The 26,170-nt window shown below is 71.5% G+C and carries 17 protein-coding genes; 9 read left to right on the top strand and 8 right to left on the bottom strand.

The window, feature by feature from the left end; all coding sequences use genetic code 11:
* From ACFVTX_RS11620 to ACFVTX_RS11605, 4 genes are all read right to left on the bottom strand, one after another.
* Positions 1 to 1,872, bottom strand: coding sequence for an alkyl/aryl-sulfatase (locus ACFVTX_RS11620; RefSeq protein ID WP_386900182.1), 1,872 nt, complete (start codon positions 1,870 to 1,872; stop codon positions 1 to 3).
* Between the two features lie 151 nt (positions 1,873 to 2,023).
* Positions 2,024 to 11,455: a DUF5979 domain-containing protein gene (locus ACFVTX_RS11615; protein WP_386900180.1), complete on the bottom strand. Its 9,432-nt coding sequence runs from the start codon at positions 11,453 to 11,455 to the stop codon at positions 2,024 to 2,026.
* 138 nt (positions 11,456 to 11,593) lie between these two features.
* Positions 11,594 to 12,880 carry an adenylosuccinate synthase gene (locus ACFVTX_RS11610; RefSeq protein WP_386900178.1) on the bottom strand — a complete coding sequence of 429 codons (1,287 nt, stop codon included), beginning with the start codon at positions 12,878 to 12,880 and terminating at the stop codon, positions 11,594 to 11,596.
* A gap of 1 nt (position 12,881) precedes the next feature.
* Positions 12,882 to 13,424, bottom strand: coding sequence for a DUF3151 family protein (locus ACFVTX_RS11605; protein WP_386900177.1), 543 nt, complete (start codon positions 13,422 to 13,424; stop codon positions 12,882 to 12,884).
* Positions 13,425 to 13,548: 124 nt separating this feature from the next.
* Between ACFVTX_RS11605 and argG the strand changes: the two genes are divergently transcribed.
* Positions 13,549 to 14,979: an argininosuccinate synthase gene (argG, locus tag ACFVTX_RS11600; protein WP_386900176.1), complete on the top strand. Its 1,431-nt coding sequence runs from the start codon at positions 13,549 to 13,551 to the stop codon at positions 14,977 to 14,979.
* 71 nt (positions 14,980 to 15,050) lie between these two features.
* Here argG and ACFVTX_RS11595 read toward each other — a convergent pair whose 3' ends face one another.
* The 4 genes from ACFVTX_RS11595 to ACFVTX_RS11580 form a co-directional block, all read right to left on the bottom strand.
* Positions 15,051 to 15,395: a hypothetical protein gene (locus ACFVTX_RS11595; protein WP_386900175.1), complete on the bottom strand. Its 345-nt coding sequence runs from the start codon at positions 15,393 to 15,395 to the stop codon at positions 15,051 to 15,053.
* Positions 15,396 to 15,543: 148 nt separating this feature from the next.
* Positions 15,544 to 15,912 carry a nuclear transport factor 2 family protein gene (locus tag ACFVTX_RS11590; protein WP_386900173.1) on the bottom strand — a complete coding sequence of 123 codons (369 nt, stop codon included), beginning with the start codon at positions 15,910 to 15,912 and terminating at the stop codon, positions 15,544 to 15,546.
* 91 nt (positions 15,913 to 16,003) lie between these two features.
* Positions 16,004 to 17,029: a magnesium/cobalt transporter CorA gene (corA, locus tag ACFVTX_RS11585; RefSeq protein ID WP_386900171.1), complete on the bottom strand. Its 1,026-nt coding sequence runs from the start codon at positions 17,027 to 17,029 to the stop codon at positions 16,004 to 16,006.
* 4 nt (positions 17,030 to 17,033) lie between these two features.
* A complete protein-coding gene (locus ACFVTX_RS11580) occupies positions 17,034 to 17,669 on the bottom strand; it encodes an MSMEG_1061 family FMN-dependent PPOX-type flavoprotein (RefSeq protein ID WP_386900169.1) in 636 nt (211 codons plus the stop codon).
* A 221-nt stretch (positions 17,670 to 17,890) separates the two neighbouring features.
* Between ACFVTX_RS11580 and ACFVTX_RS11575 the strand changes: the two genes are divergently transcribed.
* The 8 genes from ACFVTX_RS11575 to ACFVTX_RS11540 are packed head-to-tail and all read left to right on the top strand — an operon-like array spanning position 17,891 to position 26,149.
* Positions 17,891 to 19,030 carry a polyprenyl synthetase family protein gene (locus ACFVTX_RS11575; RefSeq protein ID WP_386900167.1) on the top strand — a complete coding sequence of 380 codons (1,140 nt, stop codon included), beginning with the start codon at positions 17,891 to 17,893 and terminating at the stop codon, positions 19,028 to 19,030.
* Positions 19,031 to 19,064: 34 nt separating this feature from the next.
* Complete coding sequence (locus tag ACFVTX_RS11570) at positions 19,065 to 20,318, top strand: inositol-3-phosphate synthase (protein ID WP_386900166.1); 1,254 nt, start codon at positions 19,065 to 19,067, stop codon at positions 20,316 to 20,318.
* Positions 20,315 to 21,214 (top strand): SCO3242 family prenyltransferase, encoded by a 900-nt coding sequence (locus ACFVTX_RS11565; RefSeq protein WP_386900164.1) that lies wholly within the window; start codon positions 20,315 to 20,317, stop codon positions 21,212 to 21,214. The genes ACFVTX_RS11570 and ACFVTX_RS11565 overlap by 4 nt, the downstream gene beginning before the upstream one ends.
* Complete coding sequence (locus tag ACFVTX_RS11560; protein ID WP_386900162.1) at positions 21,211 to 22,050, top strand: sugar phosphate isomerase/epimerase family protein; 840 nt, start codon at positions 21,211 to 21,213, stop codon at positions 22,048 to 22,050. Before ACFVTX_RS11565 ends, ACFVTX_RS11560 begins: the two co-directional genes overlap by 4 nt.
* Positions 22,047 to 22,703: an EboA domain-containing protein gene (locus ACFVTX_RS11555; protein ID WP_386900160.1), complete on the top strand. Its 657-nt coding sequence runs from the start codon at positions 22,047 to 22,049 to the stop codon at positions 22,701 to 22,703. The genes ACFVTX_RS11560 and ACFVTX_RS11555 overlap by 4 nt, the downstream gene beginning before the upstream one ends.
* Position 22,704: 1 nt before the next feature.
* Positions 22,705 to 23,583: a TatD family hydrolase gene (locus tag ACFVTX_RS11550; protein ID WP_386900158.1), complete on the top strand. Its 879-nt coding sequence runs from the start codon at positions 22,705 to 22,707 to the stop codon at positions 23,581 to 23,583.
* On the top strand, positions 23,583 to 24,743 hold the full coding sequence (gene eboE, locus ACFVTX_RS11545; protein WP_386900156.1) for a metabolite traffic protein EboE: 1,161 nt from the start codon (positions 23,583 to 23,585) through the stop codon (positions 24,741 to 24,743). Before ACFVTX_RS11550 ends, eboE begins: the two co-directional genes overlap by 1 nt.
* Positions 24,740 to 26,149, top strand: a complete 1,410-nt coding sequence (locus tag ACFVTX_RS11540; protein ID WP_386900154.1) for an alkaline phosphatase family protein — start codon at positions 24,740 to 24,742, stop codon at positions 26,147 to 26,149. The genes eboE and ACFVTX_RS11540 overlap by 4 nt, the downstream gene beginning before the upstream one ends.
* Positions 26,150 to 26,170: the final 21 nt, after the last annotated feature.

Genomic DNA, 26,170 nt, shown 5'->3' with positions numbered 1-26,170 from the left:
TCACGGCACCACGATCTCGAAGGCGGAGTCCCCGGGGCTGAGCACTGCGAGCAACTGCTTCAGCACGCCGAGGTCGCCCTCGACGTCGAGCCCGTCGGAGTCGAGGTCGCCGGCCGCGAGCGCGATCAGCCGGGGCTTGGTCAGTGAGAGGTGCAGCGGCGCGGTGCCGCTCGGGGCCTTCTCGACGTAGACGAGCACACCGTTGCGGAGCGTGAGGCGGAAGCTTCGATCGAGGTCCGTGAGCGTGATCTCGAACGCGAGCGAGAGGTCCCACGCGCGCGGCCCGTCGACCGTGATCGCGACCGCGTCGAAGAGCTGCTCGGGCGAGAGCTGCGCCCGGATGGCCGGCGCATTCGTCACCGTCGGGGTGCCGAAGTTGCCCTCGCGCAGTTCGGTCGCGCCCGACAGGAAGAAGTTTCGCCAGGTGCCGTTCTCCGAACCGTATCCGAGTTGCTCGAGCGTGTCGGCGTACAGCGTCTTCGCCGCTGCGTTGCCGGGCTCGGCGAACACGGCGTGGTCGAGCAACGTCGCCGCCCAGCGGAAGTCGCCGCTGTCGTACGCCTGCTGCGCGAGCTCGAGCACGCGGTCGATGCCGCCGATGGCCTCGACGTAACGCGTCGCCTGCGCGGCCGGCGGGTGGGGCCAGAGCCGCGCGGGGTTGCCGTCGAACCAGCCCATGTAGCGCTGGTAGATGGCCTTCACGTTGTGGCTGACCGAGCCGTAGTAGCCGCGGGCGTGCCACGCGTTCTCGAGGGCGGGCGGCAGCTGGATCGCCTCGGCGATCTCGGCACCCTGCATGCCCTGGTTGAGCATCCGCAGCGTCTGGTCGTGCAGGTACCCGTAGAGGTCGCGCTGCAGCCCGAGGAAGTCGTGGATCTCGGTGTTGCCCCAGGTCGGCCAGTGGTGCGAGGTGAACACGACCTCGACCTCGCCGCCGAAGCGCTCGATCGCCTCGGTCAGGTACTGCGACCAGACGTGGGGATCCCGCACCACGGCGCCGCGCAGGGTCAGGAGGTTGTGCAGCGTGTGGGTGGCGTTCTCGGCCATGCACAGCGCCCGGTACTTCGGGAAGTAGAAGTGCATCTCGCTCGGCGCCTCGGTGCCCGGAGCCATCTGGAAGACGATCTCGAGGCCGTCGACGGTGTGCGCCTCGCCGGTCGTGGTGATCTCGAGCGTCGGCGCGATGAGCGTCGCCTCGCCGACCGAGGTGGTCTGGCCGAGGCCCGCGCCGACGGCGCCCCTCGGACCGCGCGGGAGTGCCGCGCCGTACATGTAGCCCGCCCGACGGCCCATCGCGGTGCCCGCGTAGACGTTCTCGGCGACGGCGTGGTCGACGAGCCCCTCGGGTGCGATGATCTGCACCTCGCCGGCGTCGACCTGGGCCTGGTCGACGATGCCCTGCACGCCGCCGAAGTGGTCGATGTGCGAGTGCGTGTAGATCACGGCCGTGATCGGCCGGTCGCCGCGGTGCTCGCGGTAGAGGGCGACCGCGGCCGCCGCCGTCTCCTTCGAGATGAGCGGGTCGATGACGACGACACCCGTGTCGCCCTCGACGAGCGACATGACCGAGAGATCCAGGCCGCGCACCTGGTAGAGGCCCGGCACGACCTCGAACAGGCCGTGCTTGGCGACGAGCTTCGACTGGCGCCAGAGGCTCGGGTTCACGGTGTCGGGCGCGTCCCCCGTCAGGAAGTCGTAGGTGCTCGCGTCCCACACGACCTCGCCCGCCTCGTTGCGGATCGCCGGCTCGGCGAGGGTGCCGATGAAGCCGCGTTCGACCGCCTCGAGGTCGCGCGTGTCCCCGAACGGCAGGGCGTCGAGCAGTGCGCGTTGCTGGGCGATGATCGTTGCGGTGGCATCGTTCTGCGTCATCCACCGATCCTTTCACGGGACGTTCGGCACTCGACGGAGGCGGGCCCGCAGGACGCTCGCTCCGTGCTGCGTGGCGACGGCGCCGACACGCGACGAGGGGGATGCCTCACGGCATCCCCCTCGTCGCGCCCGCGTCAGCGCGCGGGTTCGATCATGCGCTGCGACGTCGGCGACGGGCGATCAGGAGCACGGCCGCACCGGCGCCCACCAGCAGCAGCGCGCCGCCGATCCACAGCGCCACGCGCTCGCCGTCGACGCCCGTCGAGGCGATCGGCGGGTCGAAGCGGTTGTCGACGGTGATCGTGACGGCCTCGTCGGCCCCGACCACGGCCGGGTTCGCCTCGGTGGCGCTCACCGTCACCGCGACGGCACCTCCGGCCTCGGTCTCCTCGGCCCAGCACTCCGCGCCGACCGGCAGGTCGTCGAAGGCCTTCGTCTCGCCCGCGGTGATCGCGACGGTCTCGTCGAGCGCGATGAACTGCTCGTTCCCGCCGCGGTCGAAGACGCACGTGAGCTCGATCTCGAAGGTCTTCCCGTCGGCCTGGTCGACCGCACCCGACACCGTCTTCTCGAGCTCGAGCGAGCCCGAGTCGAAGGTGTTGGTCGCGGTCAGCGTGAGCCGCTGGGCGGTGTCCGACTCGACGACGATCGCGGCGTCGTCGTACGAGCCGAAGTCGACGCTCGAGGCGGTCGCGCCGCCGTCGTCGGTCTCGACGCCGAAGCAGTGGGTGCCGAGCGGCAGCTGCACCGGGTTGCCCTCCGCATCGACGATCTCGACCGTCTCCCCGCCCGTGATCTCGACCGGTGCGTCGTAGAGCGTCACGATCGCGCCGTCGACCTCGAGCTGGCAGGTGACCTGCACCGTGAACACCTCGTCGACGACCCACTCGGCGTCGGCGGCATCGCCGTCGACCTCCTTCGTGAGCTCGACCGTGCCGAGCGAGAACTCGTTCACGAAGCCCGCCGTCACGACGGTCTCGACGCCCTCCTCGGCCTGGTCGGGGATCGTGACCGTCACGGGCGCGGCCGGCTCGTCGGCGTTGCCCTGGTCGGTCTCGGTGACGACGCACTCGGCGTCGACCGGGATGCCGGTGATGGTCTCGCTCGTGAACGGCCCCTCGCCGCCGTCGCTCTCGATGACGAGTTCCTGGTCGACGACCGTCTCGCCCTCGTAGGTGCAGACGACCTGGAAGGTGAACTCGCCCTCCGAGAACGCAGGAGCGCCGGGGCCGGCGACGCGCTTCAGCACGTTGAGCGCACCGGTGCGGAAGTCGTTCACGATGTCGACCTCGACGGGTTCGTCCGTCTCGTCATCGCCGACGACCAGGAATCGCGGTGTCACCGTCGATTCCGTCGCCCCTCCGTCGTCGACCTCGGTCACCATGCAGGTGGCGTTCGTCGGGAGGTTCGGCACGAGCCACACATCGCCGGGGGCGTCCTTCGTGAGGGTGTGGGTGTCGTCGTAGACGACGAACTGAGTGGTCCCGGGCAGAACGCAGAGCAGCCGCACGTCGAAGTCGCCGAAGGTGCCGCCCCATGCATCTGCGCCGGTTCCGGTGACCGACTTCACGATCTCGACCGAACCGACGGTGTAGTGGTTCGTGACGGCGACGACGGTGACCTGCTGATCGTCGACGTCGGGCTCCAGCGTGAACTCCGCGCTCGTCGCCTCGCCGAGGTCGTCGTCGACGCCGTTCTGCGTGACGACGATCGAGGTCGACGCCGACCCGCGGGTCTCGGTCTCCTCGACCGTGCAGACCGCGCCGGCCGGCAGGCCCGTGAACGTCTTCACCTCGCCGTCTCGGAGCTGGAACTCCTCGTCGAGCACGGTCTCGCCCTCGAAGACGCAGCTCGCTGCGAACCGGTAGGGCACGAGCGTCTCGATCGGCTCGCCGTCCTGGTTCACAGCGCCGCCGTCGTCGACGTCCTTCGTGACCGAGAACCCCGCGTCGGGGTAGACGTTCGTCACGGTGATCGTGATGGGCGTCTCACCGCCGTCGACCGTCACCGGGTCGTCGGCCGTCGCGCTGATCCGAATCTCCCAAGCGCCCTGCCCGTCGGGCTCCTCCGCGTAGCAGTCGGACCCGATCGGAATGTCGGTGAGCGTCGCCTGCTCGCCGCCCTGCAGTTCGACGGGTTCCTGGTCGTAGCTCACGACGGGGTCGTTCCCCGGGCCGCGGTCGAGCGTGCAGGTGACGAGGATCTCGAAGGTCTTGTCCTCGGCGTACGACGCGGCGTCGCCGTCGAGCACCTTCTCGATCACGAGGTCGGCGAGGTCGAAGGTGTTCGTCGCCGTGATCGCCAACTGCTGCGGCTCGTCGCCGTCGCTTGCTTCCACGACGACCGCGTTGTCGAACGAGTCGAAGTCGACGCTCGACGAGGTCGCCCCCGCGTCGTCGGTCTCGTCGCCCCAGCAGTGCGTGCCGAGCGGCAGCAGCAGCGGGTCGCCCGTCGCCGGGTCGGTGACCGTGACCGTCTGGCCGCCGGTCACCACGACGTCGCCGTCGAAGAGCGGGGCCCCACCGTCGGTGAGCGAGCAGGTGACGTGCACCGTGTAGCTCGCGTCGACGAAGTCGGGGTCCTCGGATGCCTCGCCCGCGAGCTCCTTCGTGACCGAGACGGTCCCCGCTGAGAAGTGGTTGTCGACCTCGGCCGTCACCACCTGGGCGATGCCGTCGGCCTCGTCTGGGATCGTCACGGTGACCGGGTCGGGCAGTGCGTCGACGCCGCCGCCGTCGGTCTCGGTGACGATGCACTGGGTGCCGACCGGCAGCCCGGTGACCGTCGCGCTCGTGAGCGGGCCGGCGGTGCCGTCGCCCGTGATCGTGAGCGTGCCCTGCCCGACGATCTCGTCGGCGTAGCTGCACACGTAGGTGAACTCGAAATCGACGCCCTCGCTGAAGCCGGCACCGGCGCCCGACACCGTCTTCGCGATGTCGAAGCCGCCGAGGCGGTAGTCGTTCGTGACGGTGACCTCGATCGGGTCGCCCTCCTCGCCGGCGACGCCGATCGTCACTGGCTGGTCCGGCGAGATGATCGCCTGGGTCGCGCCGCCGTCGTCGGGCTCGCTCACGGTGCACTCGGCGCCGGTGGGCAGGTTGTCGACCGCCCAGGTCTCGCCGTCGGCAATGGTGTGCGTGGCGTCGTAGACCGGGTTGGTGGTCGCCTCCGCCCAGGTGCAGACGAGCTGCACCTCGAACGTGTCGGCAGCGCCCGCGGCGCCCGAGCCGGTCACGTCCTTCGTGACCGAGATCGAGCCCACGGTGTAGTTGTTGACCGCGGCGACGGTCGTCACGTGCTCGTTGTCGACATCGGGCTTGATCTCGAACTCGGCGGTGTCGCCCTCGACAGGCTGAGGCTCGCCGGGGGTCTCGTCGACGATCATCGTCGTGTCGGTGGCGCCGCCCGCGTCGGTCTCGACGACCGTGCACTCGGCGCCGACCGGCAGCCTGTTGAAGGTCTTCAGGTCGCCGTCCTTGAGCGTGAACGTCCGATCGGCGTCTCGGATCACCTCCTCGCCGAGGAAGATGCAGCTCGCCGTGAACTCGAACACGGGGTCGAATTCGATCGGCTCGCCGTCCTGGTCCACCGCTCCACCGCCGGTGACCTCCTTCAGGAGGTAGAAGCCGCCGAGCTCGTAGGTGTTCGTGGCGGTGACCTGCGCGAGTTCGCCGTCGGCGGGGGCGCCGTGGTGCACGTTCTCGAGCCCCGAGAGGTCGCGCTTCGCCCGGATCGAGCCCGACTTCGTCGGGTCTCCCGCGTCAGCGGGGTCGTACGTGACCGTCGAGCCCTGCGACGGCACCTCCTGCACGGTGCAGTCGGAGTAGATCGGCAGGTCCGTCCCGGTGCCGTAGTCGACGACGGTGCCGTCGGCCGGCACGGTCGCCGGCGGGGCGGGCTGGCCGCTGCCGTCCACGAGGTTCACCGACTCGCCGCCGGAGGTGCACTGCACGTCGAAGTCGTACGAGTCGGGCAGCGGGAAGGTGTCGGGCCAGTCGGCCGGGACGTCGACCTCCTTCTGCAGCGCGATCTCGCCGGTCGGCACCGCCACGCCCGAGCGCACCGGTTCGACCGGGCCCTGATAGACCTCGGCGCCGTTGTAGTCGGCGCGGGAACCGCCGGCGACCGCGTTCCAGGCGATCGGCAAGCCGCCGTCGACCGCGGCCGGGTTCGAGAGCGGCGTCCGGGTCTGGAAGGTGAGCGCACCGCTCTGGCCGGGGGCGAACGATGCCTCGCCCGGCCAGGTCACGACGACCTTGATCGCCTTCGCCTGAGCGATCTCGGCGAGCGCCGTGCCGGCGTCGAACTCGATCCAGGCGCGCGTGCTCACGTCGGCGAAGCACGGGTCGGTGGTCGGCATCGGCGTGGTCTTCGCGCTCCACTCGATGTCCTTCGCGTTGCAGGCGCGGTCGGGCACCGTCGTCATGTAGGACGTGGTCATGACCGCACCCCCGGGGTCGCCGGGGAAGACCACGTTGCCGACGAAGATCGGCGACCACTCCGAGCCGCGGGACGTACCGACGGTCACGCCGGTGTCGCCGACGGCCGGCAGCACGTCGATCCCGGCGATCGACTCGATCGGGATGTTGCCGAGGTTCTCGAACCCGACGAGCCAGGTCTCGAGTCCGCCCGGGCGCGTGATCGGCACGCAGTTGTTGCGGTAGAAGCCGGCCACCGGGCCGTTGGCCTCGGCGCAGCCGTCGGCCGTGCCGGTGTGGTTCAGCACGCCGAGGTCGTCGTAGTTCGCGTCACCGGGCTGCGCACCCGGGACCCCGGCGCCGGCACCCTTGACCGCCTTGACGATCGCGACGGGGGCGGCCGCGGTCGGGTTCACGGTCGTGTTCGAGGCGCAGTCGTCGACGACGGTCGTGGTCGGGTTCGTCACCGTGCCGAAGGAGGTCGACTCGCAGGTGTCGAAGGTGCGGTCGCTCGTCGCGCTGATCGTGTTGCCGACCGGGGTACCCGGTGCGAGGCCCGGCCTGAACTGCAGTGCGGCCGAGATGACGAGCACATCACCCGGGTTGAAGACGAAGCCGTCGGGAACCGTGATGGTGACGACGCCCGTCTGCTCGTCGAGTTCGCCCGAGAATCCGCTCGCGTCGAGCACGGTGCCGTCGGCCGCCGTCAGGGCGAACGAGAACGTCGGGTCGACGTTCGGCCGGGCGATGAGCAGCGAGCCGTTCGCATCGGTCGCGACCTGGTCGGTGAGCTCGAGGCCGGTCATCGGCCACTGTCCGGTGTTCGTGATCGTCATCTTGTACGGGATGCCCGCCGAGGGCGGGAACTGCTGTGACGCGGCGCCGCCCTGACCGTTGCCGGGGGTCTTCACGACCTTGATGCCGTTCTGCAGGTGCAGCAGCTGCGTCGTGTCGGTGGCGTCGTCGTCACCCTCCCACGGCGTGCCGCCCTGGCCCTCCCACGAGCCGTCGCCGTGCACGTCGACGGTGTCGGTGGTCGTGCCGGCGACCGTCTCACCCGGGGCGAGCGGCTGCCCGGGCCGCGTCGAGGGCACGGGCACCGTGTCGACCTCCCCGTTCGGGCCGTAGTGCAGGTTCTCGAGCTGGTTCGCCGTGAACTTCACGATCACGACCGGGTTGATCGGGTTCTCCCAGTTGGATGCCGCGTCGTCGACCCGCACCTCGAACCGGAGGCCGCGCACATCGGCCGCGGAGACGCCCGCGGGCAGCTCGGGCTGCACGTCGGTGCCGGTGGCCTGCTGCCAGTCACCGGTCGTCCAGCAGCCGTCGAGGGTCGCCGAGCCGTTGCAGGTGTAGGAGAGTTCGCCCGTGCCGGCGTCTTCGACGAACTCGACGCCGGTGAGTGCCGAGACCCGCAGCTGGTGCAGGTTCGGCGGCAGCGTCTCGAGCGGGAACCCGGCGAACTCGAAGGCGTTCCAGAACGTCGCCGAGGCGTCGGTCATCGTGAGCACGGTCGTGCGCACGTTGCCCGTCGGCTGGCCCTGCAGGGTGATCGTGTAGCCGTCGGGGCTCTCGTCCTCGACGCGCGAGTCGGAGTTCGCGGAGCCGGCGGGGCTCTCGATGCTCTTCTGCGCCTCGACGTCGTACGTGGCGTCGACGAACGTGACGACGTCGCTCGCCGTGGCGCCGGCGTGGTCGAGCTCGGGATCATCGCCGGGGCGGGTCACCTCGGAACCGGCGACGTTCGTGGCGAAGTCGGTGGTCGTCACGGCGGCGCCCGAGGTACGTTCGGTCGCCCGCAGCTGGTAGGTGAGCACGACCGAGCTCGTCTCGGTGGTGCGGATCGCGACGTCGTCGGGATCGGTGTGCAGCACCGAGACGCCGATCACGTCGGCGAGGTCGGCGGGGGTGAGCGCGAGCGCCGCGTCGATGGAGATCGGCGGGTCGATCGCGCCGCCCTCACGGGTCAGCGTCACCGTCGACTCCGTCGCGTCGGCGGGCACCGAGATCGAGTCGATGGCGACCAGGTTCAGGTACTCGTAGGCGTCGGTCGCCGAGCCCGGCGCCGGGTCGGTGATCCGGAGCGTCTGGACCGAGGCCTCCGTCTCGTTCTTCGCGGTGATCGTCGCGTTCACGAGCGGGTAGCTGCCCGCGGGGGTACCCACCGGCGGGATCGGCAGCGAGTCCTGGTCGAAGGTCTTCGTCACGGAGGTGTTGACCGTCGTGTCGATGATCGTGATGAGGTCGCTGTCGGTCTGGTCGACCGGCTCCGGGCCGTCGCCGAAGATCTCGGCGGTGTTGTTCACGACGCCGGCCTGGCCGGAGTTGAACGTCTCGTCGTGCAGCGTGCCGGTGACCGCCCCGCCGTCGCTCCGCTTGAAGTCGCGCAGCTCGAAGACGAGGTCGAGATTGCGCGAGTGGTCGTAGGAGGCCGCGACGCCGGTGCCGGCCGCGGGCCCGGTGCCGTCGCCGCGGTTCGACCCCTCGGCGTAGGTGAGCCGCACCGCACGGGTGGTCTCGCGCTCGTCCGCCGAGAGCGTGTAGCCGGGGAACGCCCCGTCGCAGGCGGCGGCATCGGCGCACGCCTCAGCGGTGACATCCACCCATTGGCCGGTGCCGGCTGCCTCGTCGAACTCGAAGAGCTCGACCTTCGAGACCCGGTCGTATTGCATCGACGGGTCGAGGCTCGCGTCGATCGGCGCGATCGCGACGAGGTCCCAGGCGTCGAACGCCGACTGCGCGATGGCGGCGTCGTCGAAGTCGGCGCCGGCCGTCGGGTCGTCGCTGAGCGCGACCGTGTCGAACGGCAGCCCTTCGGTCGACCACGAGAGTCGTACGGTGCGCTGGTCCTCGCTGAACGCGAACAGCGGGTCGGCCGGGTCGACGATCCAGTTCTTCTCGAAGAGGTCGGGCCCGTCGCCGCCGCCGTCGATCGGGCGCAGGTCGATGTCGTCGCCATCGGTCGCCGTGTTGTCCTCGGGGCTCTGGTCGTCGGGGTTCACGACCGTCGAGCTCGCCGTGTTCGCGACGTTGAGCGGATCCTCGGCCGCGGCGGCGTCGGCCACCGAGCCGGAGCCGTCGCGGAACTCGTCGCGCGTCTCGACCGTGATCGTGGGCACCACATGGAATCCGGGAGGCAGCTGCTCCCCCGCCTTCGGCGTGTACACGAAGCGGATGCCTTCGATCATCTCCCGGGTGACCGGCGCCGTTCCGGAGTCGACGGCGAGCACGAGGGTGCCCTCGCCGTCGAGCTGGCCGCCGGGCAGGGTCTGCCACGTCTGGCCGTCCCAGTACTCGATCTGCAGGTCGGCGTTGGCTGGCACGCCGACGACGATCTGGCTGAGGTCGAAGGTGTTCCAGAAGGGTTCGACCGGGTCGCCCGGCCGCGGGTCGGCCGGGTCGCTCACGATGAGCTCGTCGGCGCCGATGGTCGAGGCGTTCGCGCCCTCGTCGTTCACCTTCGCGTCGAAGCTCACGTCGGTCGTCGTGCCCGGCACGGCCCACACCTCGTCGCGAGCGATGTTCTTCGAGACCACGGTGGAGACCCGGCCGGGCTGGCGGGTGATGTCGGCGGAGTCCTCGTCGTCGCCCGACTTGCCGGTCTGGTCGGTGACGGTCGAGGTCGTCTCGTTCGTGCTGGTCACGTCGGCGTCGTCGACCGGCAGCGCGGTGACCGTGAAGGGCACCTCGGCGCGGGCGTTCGAGATGATCGGCCCGGTGAAGGTCACGATGAACCCGACGACCTCGCTCGAGTCCTGCTGGGTCGGGTCGGGCAGCGTGTTCGGCGTCGTGGTCGAGATCGTCTCGGTGGTGCCGTCGGCGTAGGTGTAGGTGACACTCGCACCGGTGGCGTTCGGGGGCCACACGACCCCGTCGGTGAATCCGGCGAACTCGAGGCCCTGATCAGCGAGGTTCGGTGCACCGGGCGTCGGTTCCTGGATCACCATCTCGGTCACCGGCCGGAAGCCGTTCGCGGCGGTGATGGTCGCGGTCGTCTGCTCGCCGGCGAGCAGGTTCGGCTTGGCGAAGGTCTTCGTCACGTCGACGAAGGGGCCGGTGTTCGAGATCACGACGTCGCCGGGAGCCGTCTTCGGCGTGCTCGGGGTGTCGTTCACGACGACGTTCGACGACGCGGTGTTCGGCACCTCGACCGACTGCTCGGGCGCGATCGTGTTCACGGTGTCGTTCGTCACCGCGCCGATGCCGATCTCGGCGGGCTGGTCGCCCGACGGCGGCAACTGCGCTCCCGTCGACGACGAGAAGGTGAACTTCATGCCCTTCACGTCCTCGAACGGCACGCCGTCGGGGATCGTCGAGGGGTCGCCGGGAATCGGCCCGGGCCCGTAGGCGACATGCCAGACGCCGTTCTCGTCGAGCCACTCGATCTGCACCTGGTCGGCGCCGGCGGGCGGCGTGATCGAGGTGATGCCCGTGTAGTCGAAGTAGCCGTCGAAGGGGCTCGCGACGCCGTCGGCCGGGTCCTGCACCACGATCTCGTCGACCGAGCGGTTCGAGGCGTTGCCGCCGCCGATCGTGTAGTCGACGGGCTGGCCCGGCAGCGCGGGAACGCCTGGTGCCGTGTCGTCCTGGTGGTCGTCGACCGACTTCGACACGGTCGAGTCGAGGATCTCGGGCACCTCGATCGTGATCGTCGACGAGGCATCCTTCGGCAGCGCGTTGTCGCCGGTGGCGTTGACCGTGTTGACGATGTCCTGATCGTTGACGTCGGCGCTGATGTCCTGCGGAACCGTGACGAACACGGTGACGGTGGCCTTCGACCCGGCCGGCTGGCCTGTACCCGCTGAACCCGTGCTCGTGAAGTCGACGGTGAGGTTCGTGCCGTCGACGGCGACCGAGCTGGTGCCGCCGCCGATCACGACGACCGGCGGGTTCACCGTCGGGTCGAAGACGAGCGGCGCCGGCAGGGTGTCGGTCAGCTCGGCGTTCACGCACGTGTCGACGAGGTTGCTGTTGCAGGTCAGCTCGATCGTGTAGCTGAACTGGTCGCCGGGCGCGTAGGGCGAGTTGTTCGGGTCCACCGTCTTCGTCAGGATGAACTCGGCATCGTCGGGCGCGGCGACCGCGGGCCCCGCGACCGGCGCGACGATCCCGACTGCGAGCACGGCGGCGACGACTCCGGCGAAGATACGACGAACGATCGACATGCAACTCCCCTTACCCCGACGACCCCCCGGTCGTCTCACGTGCGCAGAAGGGCGCGCACGTGACTTCGACCCTATCGGCGGCGGCCGTCGAGTCGGAAGAGGCCTGCGAGTCGGCGAGGCGCCGCGAGGCGCCCCGCGTCAGTCGAGGAGGTCGTGCAGCACGACGATCTCGTCGCGGCCGGGGCCGACGCCGATCGCCGAGATGCGCGCGCCGCTCATCGCCTCGAGCGCACGCACGTACGCCTGCGCGTTCGCGGGCAGGTCGTCGAACGAGCGGGCGCCCGAGATGTCCTCGGTCCAGCCGGGGAACTCCTCGTAGATCGGCGTCGCGTGGTGGAAGTCGCTCTGCGAGACCGGGATCTCGTCGAAGCGAACCCCGTCGACGTCGTATGCCACGCACACCGGGATCTTCTCGATGCCGGTGAGGACGTCGAGCTTCGTCAGCACGAAGTCGGTGACGCCGTTGATGCGAGCCGCGTAGCGGGCGATCGGGGCGTCGTACCAGCCGGTACGGCGCTTGCGACCCGTGGTGGTGCCGAACTCGTGACCCTGCTGGGTGAGGAAGTCGCCCCACTCGTCGAAGAGCTCGGTCGGGAACGGGCCGGCACCGACGCGGGTCGTGTAGGCCTTGACGACCGCGATGACCCGGTCGATCTTGTTCGGCGCGATGCCCGAACCGGTCACGGCCCCGCCGCTCGTCGCGTTCGACGAGGTGACGAAGGGGTAGGTGCCGTGGTCGACGTCGAGCATCGTCGCCTGGCCGCCCTCGAAGAGCACCGTCTCGCCACGCTCGATCGCCTCGTGCAGCAGGAGCGCCGTGTCGGTCACCATGGGGCGCAGCCGCTCGACGTAGCCGAGCAGCTCCTCGACGATCTCGTCGACGGCGATCGCCCGACGGTTGTAGACCTTCACGAGCAGGTGGTTCTTCTGGTCGAGGGCGCCCTCGACCTTCTGCCGCAGGATGTTCTCGTCGAAGAGGTCTTGCATGCGGATGCCGACGCGGTTGATCTTGTCGGCGTAGGACGGGCCGATGCCGCGCCCGGTCGTGCCGATCTGGCGCTTGCCGAGGAACCGCTCGGTCACCTTGTCGAGGGTGCGGTGGTACTGCGTGATCAGGTGCGCGTTCGCGGAGATCTTGAGCTTCGAGACATCCACCCCGCGGGCCGCGAGGCCCTCGAGCTCTTCGAACAGCACCTCGATGTCGACGACGACGCCGTTCGCGATGACGGGCGTGACGCCCGGCGTGAGGATGCCGGAGGGCAGCAGGTGCAGCGCGTACTTCTCGTCGCCGACGACCACGGTGTGACCCGCGTTGTTGCCGCCGTTGAATTTGACGACGTAGTCGAGGCGCGAGCCGAGCAGGTCGGTCGCCTTGCCCTTGCCCTCGTCGCCCCACTGTGCACCGATGAGTACGGCCGCGGGCATGTCAGTCCTCTCTTACCGCGTCTGACGCGGCGGGTTCTGCGATCGGGTCTGCGATGAACACGGCGGCCTCGGCCGGAGTGAACGAAGCTGCAGCCGACACGATGGGCATCATCTGGGTCGGCGTGAATTCGCTGGCGATGCGGGCCGGCGCCTCGGCGTCGGCGCTCGCGAGCTCGTCGGCCAGGCGGGTCGCCTGCTCGGCGAGGCCGAGCGCGGCGGCGGCGCGGCGCTGGGTGTCGAGGGCGCGCAGGTAGGCGCGGTTCGGCTCCTCGGCCCACGGCACGGATGCCCCGGCGTGCCAGCCTGCGGCGGCGAGCTGCTCACGGGCGAACTCGACGGCGACGGCCGCGTAGGCGAAGGCTTCGATGGGCCGGGCCTCGGAGTCGGCCAGATCGGCGAGCTCCGTCCAGGCGAGCGGAGACGACGGATGCTCGGTGACGACCGCCCCGACGGAGGCGCGCGAGGCCTCGGCCAGCGCCTGCCGGACCTCGGGTTCGTCGGCCAGCGACGCCTCTGCCCCGGGGGCTGATTCTTCTCGAGTCACACTCAACCTTATCGCGGGGCCCTCCGGGGGCCTCGGAAGCCCCCACGGCGGTCGGATTCCGAAGCGTCTCGAGACCACGTCATCCCGCCGAATCGCACACCCGCGGGCAAGTAGGCTGGAGGGCATGTCGAAAGTCCTCTCCAGCCTGCCCGTCGGCGAACGCGTCGGCATCGCCTTCTCCGGCGGCCTCGACACCTCGGTCGCGGTCGCGTGGATGCGTGAGAAGGGCGCCGTCCCCTGCACGTACACGGCCGACCTCGGCCAGCCCGACGAGCCCGACGTCGAGGCCGTCCCCGGCCGCGCCCTCGAGTACGGCGCCGAGCTGTCGCGACTCGTCGACTGCCGTGCGGCGCTCGTCGAGGAGGGCCTCGTCGCCCTGCAGTGCGGCGCGTTCCACATCCGCTCGGGCGGCAAGGCGTACTTCAACACCACCCCGCTCGGCCGCGCGGTCACGGGCACGCTGCTCGTGCGCGCCATGCTGGAGGACGGCGTCGACATCTGGGGCGATGGCTCGACCTACAAGGGCAACGACATCGAGCGGTTCTACCGCTACGGCCTGATGGCCAACCCGCGCCTGCGCATCTACAAGCCGTGGCTCGACGCCGACTTCGTCACCGAGCTCGGCGGCCGCGCCGAGATGAGCGAGTGGCTGCAGCAGCGCGACCTGCCCTACCGTGCCTCCGCCGAGAAGGCCTACTCGACCGACGCGAACATCTGGGGTGCGACGCACGAGGCGAAGGTGCTCGAAGAGCTCGACGCCGGCATCACCACCGTTGAGCCGATCATGGGCGTCAAGTTCTGGGACGAGTCGGTCGAGATCCCGACCGAAGACGTCACGGTCACGTTCGAGCAGGGCCGCCCCGTCGCCCTCAACGGCGTGCGCTTCGACGACGCCGTCGCCCTCGTCCTCGAGGCGAACGCCATCGGCGGCCGTCACGGGCTCGGCATGAGCGACCAGATCGAGAACCGCATCATCGAGGCGAAGTCGCGCGGCATCTACGAGGCGCCGGGCATGGCGCTGCTGCACATCGCCTACGAGCGGCTCGTCAACGCGATCCACAACGAAGACACCATCGCGAACTACCACAACGAGGGTCGCCGTCTCGGTCGCCTCATGTACGAGGGCCGCTGGCTCGACCCGCAGTCGCTCATGCTGCGCGAGTCGATCGTGCGCTGGGTCGCATCGGCCGTCACGGGCGAGGTCACGCTGCGCCTGCGCCGCGGCGACGACTACACGATCATGAACACGACGGGCCCGGCGCTCAGCTACCAGCCCGAGAAGCTCTCGATGGAGCGCGTCGGCGACCAGGCGTTCGGCCCCGAGGACCGCATCGGCCAACTGACCATGCGCAACCTCGACATCGCCGACTCGCGCGCCCGCCTCGAGCAGTACGCGCACCTCAACCTCGTGGGCGGTGCGACGGCGGCCCTCGTCGGCGACCTCGCCGCGGGCGGCGCAGCTGCCGAGATCCTCGCGGGTCCGGCCGAGACCGACCTCGAGGCGGCGACCGATGCCGCGAACGAGGCCTCGGCCTTCGACCTCGGCACCGACTGAGCAGCACCGCCTGAGCCGCACCGCGGACCGCACGACGGCCGGCCGGGTCATCCCGGCCGGCCGTCGTCGTCTCACTGCGGCGGGCGTTCGTCCTCGACGCAGCCGTTCTCGGCGAAGTCGGGATCACCCCGGCCTTCGAACCAGGTCGGCGTGCCGTGGTCGTCGTACCAGAACCCCGGGTAGACGTCCTCTTCGTCCTGATGCTTCGCGTGCGCCTTCACGACCGCGAGCTTGTCGGTCTCGATGTACACGTACGGGTTCTTCGCACTGTGCGTCGCGTGGCAGTACGGCACGCGATGGTCGCCGCCGACAGGTGCGCCGGCATGCGCCGCGACCCCCGCGCCGAGCACGCTGAGTGCGAGGAACGGCAGAGCGGCGGCACCGGCGATCAGCCGGCGGGAACGTTCGTTTGGCATGTTGAGTCTCCCCTCGGACTCGATGTTGCCGCCAAGCAAACTCCCCTCGGGCGCGAACGACAATCCCGAGAACGGGGTACAACGAGCATGTGGCATCCGCAGCACATCGATGCTCGTCGGGCGACGATCGCGTGCCGCCGGGTGACGGTCAGGCCGGGGTCTGCTGGTGCGCGGCGACGTGCCAGGCGCCGTCGTCGTAGAGGTAGGTGGTCGACATGCGGAGGTTCACGGTGTCGTCGCCGCGGCGCGCGACCGCGCGGTACACGACCATGCCGGCGCGGTCGCCGAGCCGGATGACGGCGGGCTCGTGCAGTTCGTACGCCTCCCACTTGGGCGTCGAGCGGAACGCCGCGAGGATCTCGTCACGGCCGAGCACCGCCCCCTCGACGACCATGAGCGCGTCGCGCGTCATCGCACGTTGATAGTGCTCGCCCCCGCGCCCCTCGACGATCGCACGCCACCCGGCGTGCTCCTCGTGCAGCAGACGGGCGGGCAGATCGTCGGTGATCTCGGTCATGCCCCAACGGTAACCGCGAACGGATGCCGCGGGAAGGGCCCCGTTCGCGTCGGCGTCGCCGCAGGCCGCGGGCACGCGGCATCCGGCCCGATCACAACCAGTGCTTGGCCTTGAAGATCAGGTAGAGCACGAAGCCCGAGACGAACATCAGCACGAGCGCGAACGGGTAGCCGAAGCCCCAGCCGAGCTCGGGCATGTGGCTGAAGTTCATGCCGTAGATGCCGGCGACGAGCGACGGGGCGAAGAAGATCGCCGCCCAGCTCGAGATCTTCTTCGTCTGCTCGCTCTGCGCGAGGCTCGTCTCGGTGAGCGACTGCATGACCTCGTTCTGCCGCTGCGCGACGAGGGTCGCGTGCACGCTGAGCGCGTTCTGCAGCGTCTGCCGGTACTCCTCGGCGCGCTCCGTGATGCGGATGACGTGGTCGAGCACGTCGCGGAACCCCCGCCGCAGCTCGAGCTCAGGGCCGGTGGGGTCGTCGTGGAGCTCGTCACGGACGGCCTCGATCATCTCGCGCAGCGGCTTCACGGCGCGCTGGAACTCCATGACCTCGCCCGAGAGGTCGTAGATGCGCTTCGCGACGGCGTCGTCGCCGCTGAAGAGCTGCTCCTCGATCTCGTCGATGTCGTTCTCGAGGCCCGCGACGACGGGCGCGTACTCGTCGACCACCTGGTCGACGACGGCGTAGAGCACGCCGACCGGGCCGCGGGAGAGCAGTTCGGGCTCGGCCTCGAGCCGGGCGCGCACGCGCGCGAGGTCGGGCTTCTCGGCGTGGCGGATCGCGACGACGAAGTCGCCGCCGACGAAGAGATGCACCTCGCCGAACTCGACCCGCTCCTCGGAGTCGAGGTAGCGCGCGGGCCGGAGCACCACGAAGCGGGTGTCGGCATAGCGTTCGAGCTTCGCCCGCTGGTGGCCCGCGAGCGCGTCCTCGACGGCGAGCTCGTGGAGGCCGAACTCCTCGGCGACGACGCCGAGCTCGGCGGCGTCGGGCCGGTAGAGGCCGATCCACGCGAAACCGCCGGGGTGCGCCTCGAGCGCCTCGAAGGTGTCGACGAGCGCCACCGGCGAGGCCGCGCGCTTGCCGTCGACGTAGACGGCGTTGTCGATGACGGGCATGGACTCAACCGTAGATGCGGTCGGCGTAGCTCGGGCCGTAGTAGGCGTCGAGCTCCTCGAGCGAGTCGCCCTGGCGTTCGACGGCCTTCGAGATGACGGCGCGGCGCGGGGCGGCCTCGGGGTTCCACGTCTCGGGCTGCCACGCCTGCGAGCGCAGCAGCGCCCGCGAGCAGTGGAAGAACACCTCGTCGATGTCGACGACGATCGCGAGCAGCGGGCGGTTGCCCTTCACGATGCGGTCGTCGAAGAACGGGGCGTCGCGCACGATCGTGGCACGGCCGTTGATGCGCAGCGTGTCGCCGCGGCCCGGGATGGCGAAGAGCAGGCCGACGTGCGGGTTCGCGAGGAGGTTGCGGAACCCGTCGACGCGACGGTTGCCGGCCCGTTCGGGCACGGCGACGGTGCGGTCGTCGAGCACGACGGCGAAGCCGGCCGGGTCGCCCTTCGGCGAGACGTCGAGGTTGCCGTGCTCGTCGCTCGTCGCGACGAAGGCGAGGGGCGCGGCGGCGAGCCACGCGAGGTCGACCTCGTGGAGGCGGTCGCGCGTCTTGTTCGCGGCGGTCGGCGCCGGCGGGCCGACGATCGCCTCCAGTTCGGCGATGCTGGTGACCGGGATGCCTCGTGCCTGGGGATCGATCATGGTGGCCACGCTACCCGGGGCGACCACGGGCGCCCCATTCGACTCTGTCATGTCAACTTTTGACCATTTGACGCACAACTTCTGTCGAACCTATGCTCATACTCACGCACTCGCCGCTGAATGCAGAGCAACTTCGCACACGCGGTGTTCGGCCGGGCCGCCTCATCGCGGCAAAAGCCCGTCCTCGCCGAATGCGCCGGTCGACGATGACGGAGGAGCTCATGCAGCCAGGAACGGTGACGCACGCGGGCACCGACAGCGCCGGCGCCCCTGCCGCGGCCGGCCCGCTCGCCCCCGCCACGCCCCTCCAGGCCGCCGTCGACGACTTCGCCCTCGACGCCCCCGAGTTCACCGCCGCGCAGTGGCGGCGCGTCCGCGCCCGCGCGAACGACGCGGGCCCCGCGGTCGCCGAACTCATCGACCGGGCGCAGGCCTCCGACGGGGGCAAGCACATGCGGCCCAGGCTCGTCGCGGCCGCCTACCTGGGGCTCGGCGGCGACGACCGCACGCTCCTCGCCGAGGTCGCCGCCGCGCAGCAGCTCATCCACCTCGGGCTGTGCATGCACGACGACATCATCGACGGCGACCGCGTGCGGCACGGCCGACCGAACCTCATCGGCCACTACACCGAGGCGGGGCGGGCCGACGGCGTCGGCGCATCGACCGCCGAGCGGCAGGCGACGGCCGCGGCGCTGCTCGCGGGCGACCTCGCCCTCAACACGGCGCTCGTCTCCCTGCTCGGCGCACCCGCCCCGCTCGAGGTGCGGCACGCGCTCGCGACCGAGGCGGGCGAGGCGCTCGAACGCACGATCGTCGGCGAGATGCTCGATGTGCGCAGCGAGGTGATCCCGCCGCACCGCGCGCAGCCGTTGCGCGTCGCCGAGCTCAAGACGGCCGCCTACAGCGTCGCGCTGCCGCTGCGGCTCGGCGCCATCGCGAGCGGCCGGGCGACGGCGCAGCAGCTCGCCTGCCTGCAGCACGTGGGGCTCGCCTTCGGCATCGCCTACCAGCTCGCCGACGACGATCTCGGCCTGTTCGGCTCCTCGGCCGCGACGGGCAAGTCGGTGCTCTCGGACGTGCAGCAGGGCAAGCGCACCGAGCACATCCGCATCGCGTACACACGGGCGGGCGTCGCCGACCGCGCCGCCCTCGACGCGGTGCTCGGCGACCCGGGCGCGAGCGAGGCCGACGCCGCGGTGGTACGCGAGATCGTGCTGCGCACGGGCGCCCGCGAAGAGGTCTCGCGCACGATCGACCGGCACGCCTCCCTCGGCATCCGGCTCGCCGCGGGCGCGCTGCCCGACCCCCTCGCAACCTATCTCGCCGACCTCGCCCGCCACATGCGCGGCCGGACCAGCTGACCCACACCCCACGGATACCCCACGGAGGAACGACGTGACCGTACTCGACACCCCAGCCCTGCCCACCTCGATCGATGAACGCGAGCGCCCCGGCCGCGTCGGCGTCTGGCTCATCGGCGCCCGCGGCTCGGTCGGCACCGTCGTCGCCGTGGGCCTCCACGCGATCACCACGGGAGTCGCCGCCCCGACCGGCTGCACGACCGCCGGCCCGGAGTTCGCCGGGGTTCCGCTGCCCGCCTTCGGCGAGCTCGTGCTCGGCGGGCACGACGTCAGCACGGTGCCGCTGCGGGTGAAGGCCGAGGCGCTCGCCGACGCCGGCATGATCGCGCCGCGCTACGTGGCGGCGACCGCCGCCGCCCTCGATGCGAGCGACGCCGAGATCGCGACCGGCTACGACCCGATGACGCACCGGGGTGCGCAGGCGGACGCCGTGCGGCGACTCGCCGCCGACATCTCGGCGTTCCGCGAGCGGCACGGGCTCGATCGCGTCGTCGTGGTCGACGTGTCGTCGACCGAGCCGATCCCGCGCGACGTTCCCGAGCACCACGACCCCGTGCTGCTCGCGGCGGCCCTCGCCGACCCCGAGCGGGCGGTGCTGCCCGCGAGCTCGGTGTCGGCGCTCGCGGCGATCGAGTCGGGCAGCGCGTACGCGTGCTTCACCCCGTCGGCGGGCCTCGCGCTGCCGGCGCTGCAGCAGCTCGCAGCCGAGCGCGGCATCCCCTTCGCCGGCCAGGACGGCAAGACCGGCGAGACCCTGCTGCGCACGGCCATCGCGCCGATGTTCACGGCCCGCGGCATGCGAGTGCTGTCGTGGGCGGGCTCGAACCTGCTCGGCGGCGGCGACGGGGCGACGCTCGCCGACCCCGAGGCGGTGCAGAGCAAGCTCGCCTCGAAGACGCGCGGCCTCAAGAGCCTCGTCGGCGAGCAGGTCGTGGCGCCGCTGCACATCGACAACGTGCCCGACCTCGGCGACGTGAAGACCGCGTGGGACCACATCCACGCCGAGGGGTTCCTCTCCTCGCGCATCACGATGCAGACGATCTGGACGGCGTACGACTCGATGCTCGCCGCTCCCCTCGTGCTCGACCTCGCGCGGCTGCTCTCGCTCGCGGGCGCGGCGAGCGAGCGCGGCGTGGTGCCCGAGCTCGGCTTCTTCTTCAAGGATCCGTGGGGCAGCGAGGTGCACGACTTCGCCGCGCAGACGCGGGCGCTGCACGAGTGGGCGCAGGCGACGGGCGACCGCGTCGCACTCGCCGCACGCGCTGACGCGGCCGGAGCGCACGCGTGACGACCGTCGCCGACGTCGTCGAACTCGTGCGCGCCCCCGCGGCGCTCACGGTGCTCGGGGACACCCTCGCGGGCGGGCACGCGGGCGGAGCCCGCTTCACCGGGCGGCAGTGGCTGCTGCCGCTGGCGTCGGTGTGCCTGTACAGCGGCGGCATGGCCCTCAACGACCTCGCCGATCGCGAGCTCGATGCGGTGGAGCGGCCCGAGCGGCCGATTCCCTCGGGCCGGGTCGCCCCGCGTACGGCGCGGGCGATCGTGGGCGGATGCTTCGGCGCGGGCCTCGCCCTCGCCGCCGCGGGCGGCGGTCGCCGCGGCTTCGGGGTGGCCGTGCCGCTCGTCGCGGCGATCGTGCTCTACAACACGGTGGCGAAGTCGACGCCGCTCGGGCCGGTGTCGATGGCGGCGTGCCGCGGGCTCGACGTGGTCATGGGCGCCGCCTCGCCGGGGCGGGCCCTCGTGCCGGCGACGGTGATGGCGGTGCACACCTTCGGGGTCACGGTGCAGTCGCGCGGCGAGGTGCACGGCGGCTCGCCCGCGGCGGCGGCGACCTCGCTCGCGGCGACGGCAGTGGCGACGGCGGGGGCGCTCGCGGGCAGCTCGGCGCCGTCGTCGAGCCGCGCGCAGTCGACCGGTCGCGCGATCGGCGCCGCCCTCGCGACGGCCACCGCGGCGGCCGGCTATCTCGCGTCGACGCTGCCGACGCAGCTGCGCACCCTCGACGAGCCCTCGGCGGCGAACGCGCGTGCGGCCACCAGGGCGGGCATCGGCGCGATGATCCCCCTGCAGGCGACGCTCACGGCCCGCTCGGGCGCGGTGCTGCCGACGGCGCTCCTCGCGGGCGTCGAACTCGCCCGCCGGGCGCTCGCGGCCCGCAAGCGCGGCGGAGACGTGACATGACCGGCTTCGTCATCGGCTACGGCACGAACGGTTTCACCGACCACACGCTCGAGGCCGCGATCGACGTGCTCGCAGCGAAGGGCTACGGAGCACTGGCGCTCACCCTGGGGCATCCGCACCTCGACCCCTTCGCGAGCGATGCCGACGACCGTGCCCGCGCGCTGCGCACCCGACTCGACGAGCTCGGCTGGCGGGTCGTCGTCGAGACCGGGGCTCGCTACCTGCTCGACCCGCACGTGAAGCACCGGCCGACGCTCGTCGACCGTGAGGCGGAGCCGCGCATGCGGTTCCTGCGCCGGGCCGTCGAGCTCGCCGCGGTGCTCGACGCCGACTGCGTGTCGCTCTGGTCGGGCGTCGTGCCCGACGGCCTCGACGACGAGGCGGCGTGGGCGCTCCTCGTCGAACGGATGCGCGAGCTCGTCGCATACGCGGAGGCGGCGGGCGTACGGCTCGCCGTCGAACCCGAACCGGGCATGCTCGTCGAGACCGTCGCCGATGCGCTGCGGCTGCGCGCCGATCTCGGCGACCCCGACCTGCTCGGCATCACCGTCGACCTCGGCCACTGCGTCGCGGTCGAACCCGAGGGCGTCGTGGCGGCGCTCCGCGCGGCCGGCCCGCTGCTCGCGAACGTGCAGGTCGACGACATGCTGCCCGGCGTGCACGAACACCTCGAACTCGGGCAGGGCGAGCTCGATCTCGCCGCGGCGCTCCGCACGCTCGACGAGATCGGCTACCGCGGGGTCGCCGCGATCGAACTGCCCCGCCACTCGCACGACGCGCCGGGACTCGCGGCGCGCAGCATGCAGGCCATCCGACGAGCTTTGGAGGAACGATGACGCACCCCTGGACGAGCACGGCCGTCGCCGAGGTGACCGCCGACCCCGGGCGGATCACCGCACTGTTCCCGATGGCGGGCCGCAAGGTCGGCCGCGACCCCGTCGCACCCGACGCCGATCCGCTCGGCCTCGTGCACGGCACCGCCGACGACCGGGCCCGCGAAGAGCTCGTGCTCGCCCTCGTCACCGCGCTGCCGCCGGGCGACGCCGCCCGGGCACTGGCCGAGCTGTACCACTGGGGCGACGACGCCGAGCAGCGCGGCGTGCTCGTCGGCCTCAACGCGGCGGCCGTGGCATCCGAGGCCGGCGCGACCGGCGCGGCCGACCGCCCGACCGAACTGCCCGCCCCCATCGTGAGCACCGGTCGCGAACTCGTCGCCGAGGCGCTGCGCACCAACGACCCGCGGCTCGTCGCGGCCGCGCTCGGCGCCTTCGCGGCCGCCCACCTCGACCAGCACACGTGGCGGCACGGCGTGCTCAAGGCCCTGTTCATGGGCATCCCGCTCACGGCCGTCGCCGACCTCGAGGCCCGCAGCGACGCCGAGACCTCCCGCATGGCCGCCGCCCTCATCGCCGAACGCCGCGCCGCCGGGCGCACCATCGGCGACGACATGACGATGCTCGCCGCCCTCCACCCCGAAACCGGAGCCTGACATGAGAATCTTCGACCCCCACATCCACATGGGCGCCCGCACGACGAACGACTACATCGCGATGTACGACGCCGGCGTCCGCGCCGTCGTCGAGCCCGCGTTCTGGCTCGGGCAGCCGCGCACCTCGGTCGGCAGCTTCGTCGACTACTTCGACGGACTCATCGGCTGGGAGCGGTTCCGGGCGGCGCAGTACGGGATCCGCCACCACGCCACCATCGGCCTCAATCCGAAGGAGGCGAACGACCCCCGCTGCCGCGAGGTGCTCGAAGTGCTGCCCCGCTACCTCGGCAAGGACGGCGTCGTCGCCGTCGGCGAACTCGGCTACGACTCGATGACCGACGCCGAGGAGGAGGTGTTCATCGCCCAGCTCGCCCTCGCCCGCGAGTTCGAGCTGCCCGCGCTCGTGCACACCCCGCACCGCGACAAGGCGAGCGGCACGCAGCGCACCCTCGACGTCGTGCGCGACTCGGGCATCGCCCCCGAGTTCGTCGCCGTCGACCACCTCAACGAGACCACGGTGCGCACCGTCGCCGACAGCGGCTGCTGGATGGGCTTCTCGATCTACCCCGACACCAAGATGGACGAGCACCGCATGGTCGCGATCCTCCAGGAGTACGGCACCGAGCGGATGCTCGTGAACTCGGCCGCCGACTGGGGCCACTCCGACCCGCTCAAGACGTTAAAGACCGCGCACGCCATGCTCGACGCCGGGTTCACCGTCGAGGACGTCGACGTCGTGCTCTGGCAGAACCCCGTCGCGTTCTACGGGCAGAGCGGCCGTCTCAACCTCGAGCCCGTGCCCGGCTTCAGCGCCGCCGAACCGCCCGCCGCGGGCATCACCTTCGAGGGCAACTCGGTGCTGCGCGGAGCCCGCGTCTGATGGAGCTGTCGTACTGCACCAACGTGCACCCCGCCGAAGACCTCGAAGGGGTGCTCGCGCAGCTCGTGACGTTCGCCGGGCCGGTGCGGCGTGCCGCAGGTCTGGATCGCCTCGGCGTCGGCCTGTGGCTGCCCGCCGAGCTCGCACGGCGGCTCGCGGAGCACGAACCCGACCGCGAGCGCCTCCGCGCGTGCCTCGACGCCGAGGGCCTCGAACTGCGCACGATCAACGCGTTCCCGTACCGGGCGTTCCACGCCGAGGTCGTGAAGCTCGACGTCTACCGGCCCGACTGGACCGACCCCGCGCGCGCCGCGTACACGCTCGACTGCGCCCGCGTGCTCGCCGCGCTCCTCCCGCCCGGTGCCGACGGCAGCATCTCGACCCTCCCGCTCGGCTGGCGCGAGCCGTGGACCGCCGACGACGACCGCCGTGCGTCGGAGGCCCTCGCCGAGGTCTCGCGCGGGCTGCGGGCGCTGCGCGAGGAGACCGGTCGCACCGTGCGGCTCGCGATCGAGCCCGAGCCCGGCTGCGTGCTCGACACCGTCGCCGACATCGTCGCGTGGCTCGGCCCTCGCACCGCGGGCGGCGACGCGACGCGCACCGACCTCATCGACCCCGAGTTCGTCGGCATCTGCCTCGACACCTGCCACCTCGCCGTCTCGTTCGCCGACCCCGCCGGGGCGGTGCGGTCGATCACCGACGCGGGCCTGCGCGTCGTCAAGGTGCAGGCCTCCGCCGCGCTCCACGTCGAGCACCCCGGCGAGCGCGCGAGCCGCGACGCGGTCGCCGCCTTCGTCGAGGCCCGCTACCTGCACCAGACCCGCGAACTCGCGGCCGACGGCACGGTGCTCGCCGTCGACGACCTGCCCGAGGCGCTCGCGGGGCTGCCCGCCGACGGCCCGTGGCGGGTGCACTTCCACGTGCCGCTGCACCTCGAGCCGGCTCCGCCGCTCGCCTCGACGACGGGCGTGCTGCGCGAAGCGCTCGCCGCAGTGCTCGACGGCCCCCACGGCGACGAGGCGCACCTCGACGTCGAGACCTACACCTGGAGCGTGCTGCCCGGCACCCACGACCTCGTCGACGGCATCGCCGGCGAGCTGCGCTGGGCCGCCGAGGCGCTGCACGCCGCACGCCCGCTCGCATCGGAGGCGACCCCGTGACATCCGTGCTGCTGCTCGACATCGTCGGACTGACCTCGCGCGCCCTCGCACACATGCCGCGGCTGCGCGCGATGGGCGCCGCAGGCGCCCAGACCCGGCTCGGCACGGTGCTGCCCGCCGTGACCTGCAGTGTGCAGTCGACCGTGCTCACGGGCCTCGCACCCGCGCAGCACGGCATCGTCGGCAACGGCTGGTACTTCCGCGACCTCGGCGAGGTGTTCCTGTGGCGGCAGCACAACCGGCTCGTGCAGGGCGAGAAGGTGTGGGAGACCGCGCGTCGCGCGCGCCCCGGCTTCACCGCGGCGAACGTCGGCTGGTGGTACGCGATGGGCGCGACGACCGACATCACCGTCACCCCGCGGCCGATCTACCACGCCGACGGGCGCAAGTCGCCCGACGCCTACGTGCGCCCGCCCGCGCTGCACGACGAGCTCGTGGGCGAGCTCGGCGAGTTCCCGCTGTTCCAGTACTGGGGGCCGACGGCGTCGATCACCTCGAGCAGGTGGATCATCGGCGCGACCCGCAAGCTGCTGCGCGAACGCCGCTCGGATCTCGTGATGGCGTACCTGCCGCACCTCGACTACGATCTGCAGCGTTTCGGGCCGCTCGCCCCCGAGGCCGACCGGGCCGCCGCCGAGCTCGACGCGGCGCTCGCGCCGCTCCTCGACGACGCGGCCGCCGCAGGCACCACCGTCATCGCGCTCGCCGAGTACGGCATCGAGGAGGCGCGCGAGCCCGTCGACGTGAACCGGGCGCTGCGCCGCGAGGGCCTCCTCGAGGTGTACGTGCAGGACGGTCGCGAACAGCTCGACCCGTGGACCTCGCGGGCGTTCGCCGTCGCCGACCACCAGGTCGCGCACGTCTACGTCGCCGACCCCGCCGACCACCGCCGAGTGCGGGAGATCCTCGAGGCCCTGCCGGGCGTCGACGAGGTGCTCGACCGCGAGGCGCAGGCGCGCTACGGCCTCGACCACGAGCGTTCGGGCGAGTTCGTCGTCGTCGCCCGCCCGGGCGCCTGGTTCACGTACTACTACTGGCTCGACGACGATCGTGCGCCCGAGTTCGCGCGCGGCGTCGACATCCACCGGAAGCCCGGCTACGACCCCGCCGAGCTCTTCTTCGACCCCGCAGACCCGTTCGCGAAGGTGAAGGCCGGCCTCGGGCTCGCCCGCAAGAAGGCGGGCCTGCGCTACGCGATGAACACCGTGCCGCTCGACCCGTCGTGGGTGCTCGGCACGCACGGCCGCCTGCCCGACTCGGAGGCCGACACCCCCCTGCTGCTCTGCTCGGACGCGCTGCTGCCGTTCTGGGGCGCGCGCTCGGCCGGCGAGCTCGTGCCCGCGGCCTCGGTGCGCGACCTCGTGCTGCAGGCCGCAGGGGTCGCGGTCGGCGAGGTTCGGTCGTGAGCGGGTCGGTCGTGGGCGGCG

Source organism: Agromyces sp. NPDC058136, from assembly GCF_042884375.1.
GTDB lineage: Bacteria > Actinomycetota > Actinomycetes > Actinomycetales > Microbacteriaceae > Agromyces.
Note: the sequence above shows the minus strand (reverse complement) of the source record. Positions and strands in the feature narration are given on the sequence as shown.

Excerpts from the sequence above, each read along its gene's own strand:
- ACFVTX_RS11620 (WP_386900182.1), bottom strand. The coding sequence starts at position 1,872 with ATGACGCAGAACGATGCCACCGCAACGATCATCGCCCAGCAACGCGCA.
- ACFVTX_RS11615 (WP_386900180.1), bottom strand. The coding sequence starts at position 11,455 with ATGTCGATCGTTCGTCGTATCTTCGCCGGAGTCGTCGCCGCCGTGCTC.
- ACFVTX_RS11610 (WP_386900178.1), bottom strand. The coding sequence starts at position 12,880 with ATGCCCGCGGCCGTACTCATCGGTGCACAGTGGGGCGACGAGGGCAAG.
- argG (WP_386900176.1), top strand. The coding sequence starts at position 13,549 with ATGTCGAAAGTCCTCTCCAGCCTGCCCGTCGGCGAACGCGTCGGCATC.
- ACFVTX_RS11595 (WP_386900175.1), bottom strand. The coding sequence starts at position 15,395 with ATGCCAAACGAACGTTCCCGCCGGCTGATCGCCGGTGCCGCCGCTCTG.
- ACFVTX_RS11590 (WP_386900173.1), bottom strand. The coding sequence starts at position 15,912 with ATGACCGAGATCACCGACGATCTGCCCGCCCGTCTGCTGCACGAGGAG.
- corA (WP_386900171.1), bottom strand. The coding sequence starts at position 17,029 with ATGCCCGTCATCGACAACGCCGTCTACGTCGACGGCAAGCGCGCGGCC.
- ACFVTX_RS11580 (WP_386900169.1), bottom strand. The coding sequence starts at position 17,669 with ATGATCGATCCCCAGGCACGAGGCATCCCGGTCACCAGCATCGCCGAA.
- ACFVTX_RS11575 (WP_386900167.1), top strand. The coding sequence starts at position 17,891 with ATGCAGCCAGGAACGGTGACGCACGCGGGCACCGACAGCGCCGGCGCC.
- ACFVTX_RS11560 (WP_386900162.1), top strand. The coding sequence starts at position 21,211 with ATGACCGGCTTCGTCATCGGCTACGGCACGAACGGTTTCACCGACCAC.
- ACFVTX_RS11555 (WP_386900160.1), top strand. The coding sequence starts at position 22,047 with ATGACGCACCCCTGGACGAGCACGGCCGTCGCCGAGGTGACCGCCGAC.
- ACFVTX_RS11550 (WP_386900158.1), top strand. The coding sequence starts at position 22,705 with ATGAGAATCTTCGACCCCCACATCCACATGGGCGCCCGCACGACGAAC.
- eboE (WP_386900156.1), top strand. The coding sequence starts at position 23,583 with ATGGAGCTGTCGTACTGCACCAACGTGCACCCCGCCGAAGACCTCGAA.